At 62.3% G+C, this 14,522-nt stretch carries 13 protein-coding genes; 9 read left to right on the plus strand and 4 right to left on the minus strand.

Annotated elements, in window-relative coordinates:
• The 8 genes from hslU to VLJ37_03960 form a co-directional block, all read left to right on the plus strand.
• A partial coding sequence (hslU, locus tag VLJ37_03925) for an ATP-dependent protease ATPase subunit HslU (GenBank protein ID HSA58811.1) occupies window positions 1-876 on the plus strand: 876 nt, incomplete at its 5' end.
• A gap of 15 nt (window positions 877-891) precedes the next feature.
• The gene (argB, locus tag VLJ37_03930) at window positions 892-1,779 is read left to right on the plus strand and encodes an acetylglutamate kinase (protein HSA58812.1); all 888 of its coding nucleotides are present in this window, start codon (window positions 892-894) and stop codon (window positions 1,777-1,779) included.
• Between the two features lie 4 nt (window positions 1,780-1,783).
• Complete coding sequence (locus tag VLJ37_03935; GenBank protein ID HSA58813.1) at window positions 1,784-3,034, plus strand: aspartate aminotransferase family protein; 1,251 nt, start codon at window positions 1,784-1,786, stop codon at window positions 3,032-3,034.
• A complete protein-coding gene (gene argF / locus VLJ37_03940; protein ID HSA58814.1) occupies window positions 3,031-3,939 on the plus strand; it encodes an ornithine carbamoyltransferase in 909 nt (302 codons plus the stop codon). The genes VLJ37_03935 and argF overlap by 4 nt, the downstream gene beginning before the upstream one ends.
• Window positions 3,940-4,025: 86 nt before the next feature.
• Entirely contained in the window at window positions 4,026-5,213 is a 1,188-nt protein-coding gene (locus VLJ37_03945; GenBank protein HSA58815.1) for an argininosuccinate synthase, read from the plus strand.
• Between the two features lie 23 nt (window positions 5,214-5,236).
• A complete protein-coding gene (locus VLJ37_03950; GenBank protein HSA58816.1) occupies window positions 5,237-6,373 on the plus strand; it encodes an alanine--glyoxylate aminotransferase family protein in 1,137 nt (378 codons plus the stop codon).
• A gap of 1 nt (window position 6,374) precedes the next feature.
• Window positions 6,375-7,964 (plus strand): phosphoglycerate dehydrogenase, encoded by a 1,590-nt coding sequence (gene serA / locus VLJ37_03955; GenBank protein ID HSA58817.1) that lies wholly within the window; start codon window positions 6,375-6,377, stop codon window positions 7,962-7,964.
• Complete coding sequence (locus VLJ37_03960; GenBank protein HSA58818.1) at window positions 7,964-9,259, plus strand: adenylosuccinate synthase; 1,296 nt, start codon at window positions 7,964-7,966, stop codon at window positions 9,257-9,259. The genes serA and VLJ37_03960 overlap by 1 nt, the downstream gene beginning before the upstream one ends.
• On the opposite strand, the gene VLJ37_03965 is transcribed toward VLJ37_03960, so the two are convergent.
• Complete coding sequence (locus VLJ37_03965; GenBank protein ID HSA58819.1) at window positions 9,237-9,977, minus strand: RNA methyltransferase; 741 nt, start codon at window positions 9,975-9,977, stop codon at window positions 9,237-9,239. The genes VLJ37_03960 and VLJ37_03965 overlap by 23 nt on opposite strands.
• A gap of 11 nt (window positions 9,978-9,988) precedes the next feature.
• On the opposite strand from VLJ37_03965, the gene VLJ37_03970 reads away from it, so the two are divergent.
• Window positions 9,989-11,914, plus strand: coding sequence for an AMP-binding protein (locus VLJ37_03970; GenBank protein ID HSA58820.1), 1,926 nt, complete (start codon window positions 9,989-9,991; stop codon window positions 11,912-11,914).
• 2 nt (window positions 11,915-11,916) lie between these two features.
• Here the strand turns inward: VLJ37_03970 and VLJ37_03975 are convergent, their stop codons facing one another.
• The 3 genes from VLJ37_03975 to VLJ37_03985 form a co-directional block, all read right to left on the minus strand.
• Entirely contained in the window at window positions 11,917-12,360 is a 444-nt protein-coding gene (locus VLJ37_03975; GenBank protein ID HSA58821.1) for an RNA-binding protein, read from the minus strand.
• 51 nt (window positions 12,361-12,411) lie between these two features.
• Complete coding sequence (locus tag VLJ37_03980) at window positions 12,412-13,086, minus strand: hypothetical protein (GenBank protein HSA58822.1); 675 nt, start codon at window positions 13,084-13,086, stop codon at window positions 12,412-12,414.
• A 935-nt stretch (window positions 13,087-14,021) separates the two neighbouring features.
• On the minus strand, window positions 14,022-14,519 hold the full coding sequence (locus tag VLJ37_03985) for a nucleoside deaminase (protein HSA58823.1): 498 nt from the start codon (window positions 14,517-14,519) through the stop codon (window positions 14,022-14,024).
• Between the last annotated feature and the right edge of the window lie 3 nt (window positions 14,520-14,522).

The raw sequence follows: 14,522 nt of genomic DNA on the forward strand, positions 1-14,522 counted from the left end.
ATGCGCGAGCAGCTGCGCGACGGACGCCTTGACGATCGCACCGTGGAGCTCGACGTACAGGCGCCCGCGATGCCCTCGTTCGAGGTGATCGCCGGGACGTCGGTCGAAGAAATCGGCGTCAACTTGAAGGACATGATGGGCAACATGTTCCAGGGCCGGACGAAGTCTCGTCGCCTGAAGGTGCCCGAGGCGATGCAGCATCTCATTGTCGAGGAACAGAGCAAGCTCGTGGATATGGAATCGGTGGGCCGCGCCGCGGTGCAGCGCGTCGAGCATGCCGGCATCATCTTCATCGATGAAATTGACAAGATTGCCAGCCGCGATGGTCTGGCCGGCGGCGGCCACGGCGGCCCGGATGTCAGCCGCGAAGGGGTGCAGCGCGACATCCTGCCGATCGTCGAAGGGACCACGGTGAATACGAAGCATGGGATGGTGAAGACCGACCACATCCTCTTCATCGCGGCGGGCGCCTTTCATGTCTCGAAGCCGTCGGACCTGATCCCGGAGCTTCAGGGGCGTTTTCCCATCCGCGTGGAGCTTCAGTCGCTCACCAAGGAGGACTTTTTGAGGATTCTGATCGAACCGCAGAACTCCCTGACGCGTCAGTACGTGGAGCTTCTCAAGACCGAGGGCGTGAGCGTGGAGTTCTTGAACGAAGCCCTCGAAGAGATCGCGGGCTTCGCCGCCGCGGTGAACGAGCGCATGGAGAACATCGGGGCCCGGCGCCTGCATACGATCATGGAAAAGGTGCTCGAGGAGGTCTCCTTCCACGCCCCGGACATGGGGGGGCAAGAGGTCAGGATCGACGCCAAGTACGTCCAGGAAAAGCTCGCCGACATCGTAAAAGATGTGGACCTAAGCCGTTACATTCTGTAAGGAATTCCAAAATCTATGCAGGAATTGATCGAGAAGGCCTCCGTCCTGATGGAGGCCCTTCCCTATATCCGGAAATTCAGCGGAAAGACGATCGTCGTCAAGTACGGCGGTCACGCCATGACGGACGCGAAGCTCAAGGACAGCTTCGCCAAGGACATCGTGCTCATGGACTACATCGGCTTGAATCCCGTCATCGTGCACGGCGGCGGGCCTCAGATCGACGAGGTCCTGGACAAGATGCACATCGAGTCCAAGTTCCACCAGGGCATGCGGATCACGGACAAGGAGACGATGGACGTGGTGGAGATGGTCCTGGCCGGCGATATCAACAAGGATATCGTGAGCCTCATCAACCGCCACGGCGGCAAGGCGGTCGGACTGTCCGGGCGCGACGGCGGCCTCATCAAGGCGAAAAAACTCCCCAAAGAGAAGGTCGCGTCGGCCGAGGGCGAATCCAAGAAAGACGAAAGAATCGATCTCGGACGGGTCGGCAGCGTCAAGGAGGTCGACGTCTCGGTCCTACAGACGCTCGAGCAAGGGCGATTCATCCCGGTCATCGCGCCGGTCGGTTTTGACGAAAAAGGCGATCCCCTCAACATCAACGCCGACCTCGTCGCCGGGGCCCTGGCCTCGGCCCTCAAGGCGGAAAAATTGGTGCTTTTGACCGACATCGAAGGCGTCAAGGACAAGGACGGCCATCTGCTGCCGTCCCTCAACAGGGCCGAGGCGCGCCGGCTCATCGAAGACGGCGTGATCCGGGGCGGCATGATCCCCAAGGTCGACTGCGCGCTCAGGACGGTCGAGGACGGAGTCAAGAGCGCCCACATCATCGACGGCCGGGTCCAACACGCGGTGCTGCTGGAAATCTTCACGGACAAGGGCGTCGGCACCGTCATTTCCTGATTTTATGTCATCCCCATTATCCCAAGGCATCATCGAGTTGACCCAACAGTTCGTCATGAACACATACGCCCGGCTGCCCGTGGCCCTCGTGAAGGGCAAGGGGAGCTGGGCCTGGGACGCGGACGGCAAAAAGTACCTCGACTTCTTTTCGGGGCTGGCCGTCAACAACCTGGGACACGCCCACCCGCGGGTCCTCAAGGCCATGGTCTCGCAGGCGCGCGAGCTCATGCACGTGAGCAACGTCTTTTACACGGAGCCGCAGGCGAGGCTCGCGGAGTTGCTGGTCAAGAATTCCTTCGGGGACCGGGTCTTCTTCTGCAACAGCGGGGCCGAGGCGAACGAGGGCGCCGTGAAGCTCGCCCGGAAATGGGCCAAGAAAAAGCACGGCCCCCAGAAATTTGAAGTCATCACGATGCGGAATTCCTTCCACGGACGGACGCTCGCGATGATCGCGGCGACCGGGCAGGAGAAATATCAAAAGGGCTTCGAACCGATGCCGGCCGGTTTCAAGTACGCCGAGTTCGGCGACATCGAATCGCTCAAGGCCCAGGTGACCGACGCCTCCTGCGCCGTCCTGATCGAACCGATCCAGGCCGAAGGCGGGGTGCGGATGGCGTCCCCCGAGTACTTCCGGGCGCTGCGGGCCCTTTGCGACGAAAAGGGCTTGTTGCTGATCTTCGACGAGGTCCAGGTCGGCATGGGCCGCACGGGAAAACTGTTCGCCTACCAGCACTATGGGATGGAACCCGACGTCATGACGCTGGCCAAGGCCCTCGCCTCGGGATTGCCGATCGGAGCCGTCGTCGCCAAGGAGTCCGTCGCCAATGCCTTTGAGCCCGGCGACCACGCCTCCACCTTCGGCGGCAATCCCCTCGTCGCCGCCGTCGGACGGGCGACCGTCGAAACGATGCTGGAAGAGGGATTCTTGGACGAAGCCGCGAAGAAGGCCGCCTCGTTTCAGGCCCAGTTGAAAAAGCTCAAGAAGAGATTCCCGATGATTGTGGAGGTGCGGGGATTGGGGTCGATGCTCGCCCTCGACCTGGACCAGCCCGCCAAGCCCATCGTCCTCAAGTGTCTGGAAAAGGGCCTCCTCATCAATGCCGTGCAGGAGAGGACGCTGCGCCTCTTGCCGCCGCTGACGGTGAAGAGGGCGGAGCTGAAGGAGGCGGTGGCCATCCTCGCCCAGGTCTTGGAGGAGACGGCGCACGGGCAGGGCGTGATCGCCGGCGCCCCGCAAATGGCGGTGACGCCGTGAAGAGAGACCTCTTAAGCCCCCTGGATCTGAGCGCCGTCGAGATGAAAAAAATCTTCGAACGCGCGGCCTGGCTCAAAAAAACGCGCAAGCGGGGGAGGGTCCCGGCGACCCTCAGGGGCAAGACCCTCGGGATGATCTTCGAAAAGCCCTCCACCCGCACCCAGGTCTCCTTCGACGTCGCCATGTGGGAGCTGGGCGGGCATTCGGTGTCGCTCAACGCCTCTTCGAGCCAATTGGGCCGGGGGGAGACCTATGCGGACACGGGCCGTGTCCTCTCACGCTACGTGCATGGGATCATGATCCGGACCTTCGCCCAGGCCCACTGCGAGGAATTGGCGCGGGCGGCTTCCGTCCCCGTCATCAATGGATTGACGGACGAACATCACCCCTGCCAGATCCTGACGGATCTCTTTACAATTCAAGAACTTAGGAAGGATTTGCGGAAGACCGTCATCGCCTACGTCGGGGACGGCAACAACATGGCCAACTCCTGGATGGAGGCGGCTCTAGTCCTTGGATTTCCTTTAAGAATCGGGACACCTGCCGGTTTCGAACCCTCGGGGGACGTCCTCAAAAGGATTGACAGAAACAAGGCCCGCACTATTGTCCTCACCCGCGATCCGATCGAAGCGATCTCGGGGGCCGATGTGGTCAACACGGACACTTGGTTCTCGATGGGGCAAGAGGTTTCTGAAGAAAAGCGCAGGGCTTTCGAGCCCTTCCAGGTGAATGCCCGCCTCTTGAAGCACGCCAGGAAAGACGCCGTCGTCCTCCACTGCCTCCCGGCCCACCGGGGCGAGGAGGTGACGGATGAGGTCATGGACGGTCCCCAATCGCGCGTATTCGATCAGGCCGAGAACAGGCTTCACGTTCAGAAGGCAATTTTGGAGATGCTATTAAGATGACCCCTGCCAAATCGAATTTAGCCAAGAAACCGGCACCGGTGTCTGCGAGTGTCGTCAAGCTCCCACCCAAGGTGCCGGCCCACAAAATGAAGGTGGTGCTCGCGTACTCCGGCGGCCTCGATACCTCCGTGATGGTTCGCTGGCTCATTGAAAACTACCGCTGCGAGGTCATCGGCTTCGTCGCCGACCTGGGCCAGGAAGAGGATTTGGAGGCGGTCCGGATCAAGGCCGTCAAGACGGGCGCCTCGCGGGCCTACGTGGCGGACCTCAAGGAGGAGTTTGTCCGCGACTACATCTTTCCCATGCTGCGGGCCAATGCCGTCTACGAAGGGACCTATCTCCTGGGCACGTCCATCGCCCGGCCCCTGATCGCCAAGAAGCAGGTGGAGGTCGCCCTCAAGGAAGGCGCGGACGCGGTCGCGCACGGGGCGACGGGGAAGGGGAACGACCAAGTCCGCTTCGAGCTGACGTATTACGCCCTGAAGCCCGACATCAAGGTCATCGCGCCCTGGAAGACGTGGGAGCTCAAGTCCCGGACCGACTGCATCGCTTACGCGCAGAAGTTCGGCATACCCGTCCCGGTCTCGAAGGCCAAGCCCTACAGCATGGACCGCAACCTCTTTCACATCAGCTTCGAGGGCGGCGTACTGGAAGACCCGTGGCGGGAGCCGCCCAAGGACATGTTCGTCATGTCCAAAGACCCCCTGGAAGCGCCGTCGACGCCCGCCTACGTCGAAGTCTCCTATGAAAAGGGAAACCCCGTCGCCTTGAACGGCACGCGCCTCTCGCCCGCGAACCTGCTCGGGAAGCTCAACCGGATCGCCGGGGAGAACGGCATCGGGCGCGTGGACGTGGTGGAGAACCGCTACGTCGGGATGAAGAGCCGGGGCGTTTACGAAACGCCGGGCGGAACCGTCCTTCACGTGGCCCATCGGGCGCTCGAGGGGCTCACCATGGACCGCGAGGTCATGCACCTCCGCGACTCGCTCATCCCGCGTTACGCCGAGATGATCTACTACGGTTATTGGTTCGCGCCGGAGCGAGAGATGTTGCAGAAGCTCATGGACGAGGCGCAGACGCACGTCACCGGCACGGTCCGGCTCAAGCTTTACAAGGGGAATTGCATCGTGGTCGGACGCAAGTCCCCGAAATCGCTCTTCCACAAGGACTACGCGACTTTCGAGCAGGATACGGTCTACAACCAGAAGGACGCCGAAGGATTCATCAAGCTGAACGCGCTTCGCCTCAAACTCCGCCGTCTGACCCAAGGATGATTAAAGATGATCGAAGGACGACTATGAACAAGTACCGCTTATTCGCACCCGGCCCCACCCCCGTCTCCGAAGAGACCTCTCTGTCGATGGCCAGCCCCATCATCCACCACCGGACCGAACCGTTCGAGAAGATCGTCGCGGAGGTGAGAGATGGCCTGAAATGGCTCTTCCAGACCAAGAACGAGGTCTTGATCCTGGCCTCATCCGGGACCGGCGCCATGGAAGGGGCCGTCGTGAACACCCTGAGCCGGGGCGACAAGGTCGTCGTCGTCGACGGCGGCAAGTTCGGGGAACGGTGGTGGAAGATCTGCAGGTCTTATGGCGTCGAAGCGGATGTCATCCAAGTGACCTGGGGTCAGGCCGTGGACGTGAAGGAGATCAAGTCCCGCCTCGACCAGGGCGGGGTAAAGTCCGTCTTCGTCCAGGCCTCCGAGAGCTCGACGGGCACGTATCATCCCATCCGCGAGATCGCGGAACTCGTGAAGACCAAGGCCGACTGCCTCTGCGTCGTCGACGCCATCTCGGCCCTGGGGGCCATGAATCTCCCGATGGACGCCTGGGGGATCGACGTTCTCATCACGGGTTCCCAGAAGGCGCTGGGACTCCCCCCGGGGCTCGCCATGGTCGCGCTCTCGGACAAGGCCTGGAAGGCCGCCGAGACCTCGACGTTGCCGAAGTTCTATTTCGATTTCAAAAGGGAGCTGAAGAACGTCCAGCAGAACACGACGGCCTTCACCCCGGCGATCAGCCTGATCGTCGGCCTCGCGCAGGTGCTGCGCGAGTTCAAAAAAGAGGGTTTGGAGAATCTCTTCGCCCGCCACGCGCGCCTGGCCGAGGCGACGCGCCAGGCGATGAAGGCCCTGGGCCTGCAGCTCTATTCGAGCTCACCGGTCAATTCGCTCACGGCGGTCAAGACGCCCGAAGGCATCGACGCCCAAAAGGTCTTCAAGATCCTCCAGACCAAGTACAACATGACCATCGCCGGAGGCCAGGACGCGGCCAAGGGCAAGATCTTCCGGCTCGCCCATCTGGGCTATTACGACGACCTGGACGTGGTGACGGTGGTCGCCGCCGTCGAATGGGCCCTGGCCGAGCTGGGCCACAAATTCACCATGGGTGCCGGCGTCGGCGCCGCCATGAAGGCTTTACGGGGACTCTAAGATGCCAAAAATTCTCGTCAGCGATAAGTTGTCCGACCAGGGCCTCGCGATCCTGCAAAAGGCCCCCGGCCTCAAGGTGGACGTCAAGACGGGCCTCACGCCCGAAGAGCTACGGAAGATCATCGGGGAGTATGACGGCCTGATCATCCGCAGCGCCACGAAGGTGACCAAGGACGTCTTGGAGGCGGCCGACCGGCTCAAGGTCATCGGCCGGGCGGGCATCGGCGTGGACAACGTCGACCTTGAGGCCGCGACCAAGAAGGGCGTCGTGGTCATGAACACGCCTTCCGGCAACGCCACGACGACCGCCGAGCACGCCATCGCCATGATGTTCGCGGTCTCCCGGCAGATCCCCCAAGCCACCGGGTCGATCCGGGGGGGAAAGTGGGAAAAGACGAAGTTCATGGGGCGGGAACTCACGAACAAGTATCTGGGCGTCGTGGGCGTGGGCAACATCGGGCGCATCGTGGTGGACCGCGCCATCGGCCTCAAGATGCGCGTGCTGGGCTACGATCCCTTCCTCTCCAAGGAGGCGGCCGAGAAGCTCGGCGTGGAGCTGGTGGACCTGCCGGATCTCTTCAAGCGGGCGGATTACATCACGATCCACGTGCCCTTGATGGAAAAGACCAAGGGCTTGATCGACAAGGCGGCCTTCCAAAAGATGAAGAAGGGCGTCTTTATCATCAATTGCGCGCGCGGCGGGATCGTGAACGAGAAGGACCTCGAATGGGCGATCAAGGAAGGGATCGTCGGCGGGGCCGCCCTGGACGTCTTCGAGCAGGAGCCGCCCCCGGCCGATCACCCCTTGCTCAAGATGGATCAGGTCATCTTCACGCCGCACCTGGGCGCGGCGACCGCCGAGGCCCAGGAGAACGTGGCCGTCGAGGTGGCCGAGCAGGTCGCCGATTTCTTCACGACGGGCACGATCCGGAACGCCGTCAACTTCCCCTCGATGAGCGGGGAGACGTTGAAGATTCTGCAACCGTACATCCTCCTGGCGGAGAAGCTGGGCCTCCTCCAAGGCCAGATGGCGAGCAAGCTGCCTACCGAGGTCTCCATCGAATACCGGGGGGACATCAACGGCTACAACCTCGCCCCGGTCACTCAGTCGCTGCTCAAGGGGTTGCTCACGCCGATGGCCTCCGACGTCAGCGTCAACTACGTCAACGCCGCGCTCATCGCCCGGGAGAAAGGGCTGCGGGTCGTTGAATCGAAGGTGAGCGGCCACCAGGACTTCACCAGCCTCGTCACGGTTACGCTCAAGAACGGAACCGAGGAAAGGCGCGTGTCCGGGACGATCTTCGGCAGGACCAATCCCCGCATCGTTCAGATCAACGACTTCTATCTGGAGGCCCTACCCGAGGGGACGATCCTGGTCATCCACAACCATGACCGGCCGGGCGTCATCGGCGCGATCGGGACGATGCTCGGACAGAAGAAGATCAACATCTCCCGGATGCAGCTGGGCCTGGAGAAGGGCAAGGACGAGGCGATCGCCCTCTACAACGTGGAGGGGGACGTGACCCCGCAGGTCGTGGCCGATTTGGAAAAGCTGCCGAACATCATTTCCGTCAAGAAGGTCATCCTCTAATGGCCAATGTCGTCGTTGTCGGCGCCCAGTGGGGGGACGAGGGCAAAGGCAAGATCGTCGACGTCTTCACCGAATTCGCCGACGTCGTGGTCCGCTTCCAGGGCGGCAACAACGCCGGCCATACCCTGGTGGTGAAGGGCGCGAAGACGGTCCTCCATCTCATCCCGTCCGGCATCCTGAATCCCGGGGTCCAATGCGTGATCGGCAACGGGGTCGTCATCGATCCGGAGGTCTGCCTCGAGGAAATCCGGACGCTCAAATCGAAGGGCCTGCTCAAGAGCGACCGGGACCTCGCCATCAGCGAAACCGCCCACGTCATCCTGCCTTATCACAAGCGGATCGACGTCCTCCGGGAGGAGAAAAAAGGCGCCGGCAAGATCGGGACGACGGGGCGCGGAATCGGGCCCTGCTATGAAGACAAGATGGCCCGGATGGGGATCCGCATCTGCGACCTCATCGATCCCGAGCTCTTGAAAAAGCGCCTCGAGGCCGTCCTGCCCGAAAAAAATCTCTACCTGGAGCGGATTCTGCAGGGTCCGACGTTTTCATTCGACGAGATTTACGGGTCCTACGTCGCCTTCGGGAAGGCACTCCGGGGCTACGTCCGGAACACGGCCATCCTCCTCCAGGAGGCGGCCCAGAAGAAGAAAAAGATCCTGTTCGAAGGGGCCCAGGGCACGTCGCTGGACGTCGACCACGGTACGTATCCCTTCGTCACGTCCTCGAACACGGTGGCGGGCAACGCGACCTGCGGTTCGGGGATCGGGCCGACGCAGATCCAATCCGTCATCGGGGTCTCAAAGGCCTATACGACCCGCGTCGGGAGCGGTCCGTTCCCCACCGAGCTGGACGATCCCGTCGGCGAGCACCTGAGGAAGGAAGGCGCCGAATTCGGCGCGACGACGGGCCGTCCACGCCGCTGCGGTTGGCTGGATCTGGTGGTCCTCCGCCACGCCGTCCGGGTGAACGGGCTCACGGGGCTCGTGTTGACCAAGCTGGACATCCTTTCGGGGCTTCCGGAGCTCAAGATTTGCGTCGCCTACAAGCGCCGGGGCCGGGTGGTGAAGGAATTCCCGGGCTCGGTGGACATCCTCGACGAGTGCGAGCCGGTCTACGAGAAGATGAGGGGCTGGAGGGAGCCGCTGTCGGGCATCCGGAAGATCGCGAATCTCCCCCTGACGGCCCGAAGCTACCTTAAAAAAATCGAAAGGGTCCTGGGCGTTCCCATCATCGTCGTCTCCGTGGGCCCCTCGCGAGAGGAACAGATCTTCCTCAAGAACCCATTCCGTTCTTAACCGCCCACTGGATCTGCCGGCAGATGCCGCGGATGATCCGCACCTCCCGCTCGTTCATCTGGGTCCGGCCGAAGAGCTGGCGGATCGTCCGCATCATGTGAAAGCCGTTCCTCTCGTGGAGAAAGCCGATCGTCGTCAGCGTCTTCTCCAAATGCTGGAACATGCCCTCCACCTCCTGCACCGGCGCCAGCGGAAACTTTTTCAAGGAGTCGTCGGGTTCGCCCATGTCCTGAAGGAGGCGGAGCTGGTAGGCCGTGACGGCCACCGACTGCGCGAGGTTCAGAGACGGAAAATCGGGATTCGAGGGGATCTGAACGACCAGGTTGCAGTGCCCCAATTCCTCGTTGGTGAGTCCGCGCTCCTCGGCGCCGAACAGGATTCCAATCTTTTGGCCCCGGAGGAGCTTATCGCCGATCCCGGGGAGGTTCGCGAAGTCCCGGCGGTACTTTCCCGTCCGGCGGCTGGTGCCGATCAGGAAACGGAGCCCCTTGGCGGCCTCGTTCAGCGAGTCGAACACCTTCGCCTTCCTCGCAAGATCGGCGGCCCCCACGGCGAGGCGCAGCGACTCGGGATGGGTCGGCAATACGGAAGGGCGGACGAGGTGCAGCTTTGAAAATCCCATGTTCTTGAGGACGCGGCAGGCGGCACCGATGTTCCCGCCATAGCGGGGTTTCACGAGGATGAAGGTTACATCTTGAGGGCGAAGATTCTTTGTCATACGGTGACTCTATGAACGAAATCGTTTGGAGACCCTACGGCGATTACATCGAGAAAAGCAACATCACCCGCTTCATGCGGAAGCACGGGATCAAGGATTACGACGACCTGATCCGGCGCTCGACCTCCGAGATCGAGTGGTTCTGGGACGCGGCGCTGAAGGACCTGGGCGTCGAGTGGTATCAACCCTACACGAAGGTCGTCGAAGGCGGCATGCCTTGGGCCAAGTGGTTCACGGGCGGCAAGCTGAACCTCATCCACAATGTCCTGGACCGCCACGTGCCGTCACGCGCGTCCAAGGCCGCCCTCATCTGGGAGTCCGACGACGGCAAGTCCCGCACGCTCACCTACGGCGAGATGAACGCGGCCGTCACGCGGGCGGCCTCGGCGCTCAAGTCCCTGGGCGTGGCGAAGGGCGACCGGATCGGGCTCTATATGCCCATGGTCCCCGAGATGGTCGTGGCGTTCCTGGCCACCCTCAAGATCGGCGCCGTCATCGTCCCGGTCTTTTCCGGTTTCGGGGCCCAAGCCCTGGCGGCCCGCCTCCGCGACGCGGAGGCCAAGGTCCTCTTCACCGCCGACGGGTCGCTTCGACGGGGCAAGACCGTGGAGATCAAGAAATCCGCGGACGAGGCCGTCCGGGAGGTCCCGAGCATCCGTCACGTGGTCGTCGCCCGCCGGACGGGGGACGACGTTCCCATGAGGCTCGATCGCGATCTTTCCTGGGACGACTTCATGGCACGGGGGCCCGCACCCGTCGAGACGGAGCGGACCGAGGCGGAGGACATGTCCCTGGTCATCTATACTTCCGGCACCACGGGGAGGCCCAAGGGCACCGTCCACACCCACGCGGGTTGCCAGGCCCAGATGGCCAAGGAGCTGGGGTATTCCTTCGACGTCAAACCGAACGACGTCTTTTTCTGGGTCACCGACATCGGCTGGATGATGGGCCCCTGGGAGATCCTGGGCGTCATGACCTTCGGCGCGACCGTCGTCATCTTCGAGGGGGCCCCGGATTGGCCTCAATCGGACCGGCTCTGGGAGATCGTCGAGAACCACCGCGTCACCCACCTGGGCATCTCTCCGACGGCCGTGCGGCTTCTGATCAAGTCCGGCGTCGAGTGGACCAAGCGTCACGATCTGTCGTCGCTCCGTTACCTGGGTTCGACCGGCGAGACCTGGGATCCGGAGTCCTACGCCTGGTTCTTCGAGCACATCGGCGGCAGGCGCTGTCCGATCATCAACATCTCGGGCGGCACGGAGATCGTCGGTTGCCACCTGGCGCCGCTTCCCATCACGGCCCTGAAGCCCTGCACGCTCCGCGGCCCCGGCCTCGGGATGGACGTGGACGTCTGGAACGAGGAGGGCCGGTCCGTCCGGGGGGAGGTGGGTTACCTGGTCTGCAAAAAGCCGGCGCCCTCCATGACGAAGGGTTTTCTGAACGACCCAGAGCGTTACCTCGAGACCTATTTTTCCAAATGGCCGGGCGTCTGGAACCACGGCGACTGGGCATACGTGGACAAGGACGGTTTTTGGTTCCTTCGCGGGCGAGCGGACGACACCATCAAGGTGGCCGGCCGCCGGACGGGTCCCGCGGAGATCGAGGCGGTTCTTCTGGAGCACCCGGCGGTCTCGGAGGCCGCGGTGATCGGCGTCCCGCATGAAGTGAAGGGCGAGGAGGTCGTCGGTTTCGTCGTCCTCAAGCCGTCCCACGCGCCCGGGGAAAGGTTGAGACAGGAGCTGAAGGATCAGGTGGTGAAGGGGATGGGCAAGACGCTGACTCCCAAGGACATCCGGTTCGTCAAAATGCTGCCCAAGACGCGCTCGGCCAAGATCGTGCGCGGCGCGATCAAGAAGAAATTTCTCGGATTGCCGTTGGGCGACGTGTCGTCGGTGGAAAATCCGGATGCGCTCGAAGAGATATCGAAATCAGTTTAATTTCATCTATTCCCGAAATTATCGTCGTCGAACCCGCCTCCGCTGCCGCCTCCTCCTCCGCCCCGGCCTCGGCCGCGTCCGTAGCCGCCCGCTCCTCCGCCCCCGCCGGCTGCATCCCTGAAGTTTCTGCGTCCGCTGTTTCCGCTGTCGCGCCGGTCGTCATACCCTCCGCCCCCTCCGCCCCGCGGGGCCCTCGGCTGTTCGGGACGGGCCTCGCTGACCGTCAGGGCCCGACCGCTCAAATCCTTGCCGTTCAACCCGTCGATGGCCTTTTGCGCCTCTTCCTCCGTCGCCATTTCGACGAAGGCGAATCCCTTCGAGCGCCCCGAGAACTTGTCGGTGATGATGCGAACGGACTCGATCGCGCCATGGGCGCCGAAGGCGTCGCGCAGGTCCGTCTCCGTGACGCTGTAGGGCAGGTTGCCCACGTAGAGTTTTTTGTTCATGGGGTCTCCTTATACATGGATGACGCGGGGATTGACGGGCGGCTCGAACATCTAATCGGATTCTAGCAAAATCGGGGGTGGTGTTGAAGGGTCTTTTTCAGTCGACGGACGGGCGGTCAGACGTTGATTGAGGACCCGGTAGAGATAGGCCGAGGCGATCGTCGTCACGAACCATGCGGGGATGACGCCGATGACCAGGAGGAGAAAGCCGCCGAAGACAAGCCCGACCGCGGCCAGAAAATACACGAAGAGGGGGCCGGTCATCCCCCGGGTCGCCTCCCAGCTGTTCCGGAGCGCCTCAATCGGGTCGTTTTTCTGCTCGACGATGAAGTACGTGCACTGGCTCAGGCGGATCGCGAGATAGATTCCCGGAAAGATCAGGAGGAGAAACCCCGCGACCAGAATGGTTCCCACGAGGAAGAGCTCCAGGAGAAAAAAGAGGAGGGTCCGCCCGTCGCAGAGGAAATCTTCCAGCCGGGGCTTGAGTCCGTCGCAGATCTTGAGCGCAATTGCGGCCGTCCCGGTGGGGAGGATGACGTTGGCGACCAGGTTGACCAACATCCCCAGCCCCGCCGCGAGCTGTTCGTTCGCCTCGGAGAGGAAGGTCAGTGCGATGGCCGCCCCGAACTGGATGAGATAGAAGAGGAGGTGGACCCACAGCAGGAACCAGAAGTTCTTTTTCGTCCCTTCCCAGCCGAATCGTAGGGCGTCGCCGATTGGAAGCACCCCGTGAATATCGCATATTGGTCTTTCCAAGTGAAAACGTAATTTTAGGCGATTTTATCCACAACCAGGCTGCCAACGGGCCACAGGGGGATTCCGCGGCCATCCAGACCCCATCCCTGCGCGATTTGCCGACCGTCTTTGTGTGATATCAGTTATCCACAGGCTGTGGATGAAAAAAGCCTCAAAGGGAATCCTCAAGGGTTTCGCTTTCTTGAAAATTTCTGATATTCTGACGTTGAGCTTTCCGAGACTCTGTTGTTTAAGCGTTTTCAGCGAGGGAATCGCTAAAGGTTCTTTGAAAATTCAATCGATCGTCAGGCAGGCGCGGTCCGAACGGCTTCTTCGCGGCGCTAGCAAGCCGGCTCGAATCCATCCGAATCTGCGGGAGGTCTCACCGTAAGGCGAGGTCACCGTGGAGGGTCCGGAACCAGGGTGGACGGTTCGGCTGAACGCGGAGGAAAACGCGGGCACAAAGGTTAGAGGGGGAGGCGTGGACGAAAGAAAGCGTCACATCCCGGCCCAACGCAAAACTCTCAGGATCATCCGAAGGGCACCCCGAAAGGGAGGCCGTAAGGAAAGATCGAAAGAGGAGGGACCTGGAAGCGGGTTCCAGGGGGGCGGGAGAAAACCCCAGAAACTTGGAAATCCCACAGGAGGACAGATAACCAAAGGCTTCGCACTCCAAGGAGCCAAAAGTTGTCGACTCTCATGGGCGGTAAAATCCTCGAAACCGAGGCGGCCGGGTTAGACCTTGGGTTTCCGCTCAAGCCATCCGGAGCAACCAACGGCAAGGGGGAATGGGACCTCCGACAAGGAGAATCCGCCATCCATGAGGATTTTGATACTCCAGAGGGACGGTAAGCCGCCTCCGGACGGTCGATTGATTCACAAGGCCCGGGTCGTCTTCGCAAGAAGACGCCCGGGCCTTCGTGTTTTTAGCCGTTGTAGATGCGTCCCCCGGCCCTCTTGTAGGACGTGAGGATGCGGATGGCCGCCGTACGCTCGACCCCGGTGACGACCGGGATGCCGCGGACCTGGAGGGCCTTTTTCCAATCGCGGGGCTTGAGACCCTCGTCGAAGCCGATCGCCTCCACGTCCTCCGTCGTCGCGGCGCAAACCACCCGCGAGATGCCCGCCCACACCAGGGCCGTCAGGCACATGCCGCAGGGCTCCGCGCTCACGTAAATCCCCGCCCGGATGCCCTTCTCCTTGAAGCTGAAACCCTTAAGACGCCTGGCCGCCATGCGGACCGCGAGGATCTCGGCATGGGCGGTGGGGTCGTGATCCCTTTCGACGCGGTTGACGCCTGCCCCGAGGAGGCGTCCCGTGTCGAGGTCGAAGACGGCCGCGCCAAAGGGGCCTCCCCGGCCCCGGTGGACGTTGTCCCGGGCCAGGCGAAGCGCAATCCGGATTCTCGTGAGATCGCTCTTCAAGGG

The sequence above is a fragment of the bacterium genome, from assembly GCA_035454885.1.
Taxonomy (GTDB): Bacteria; UBA10199; UBA10199; order JACPAL01.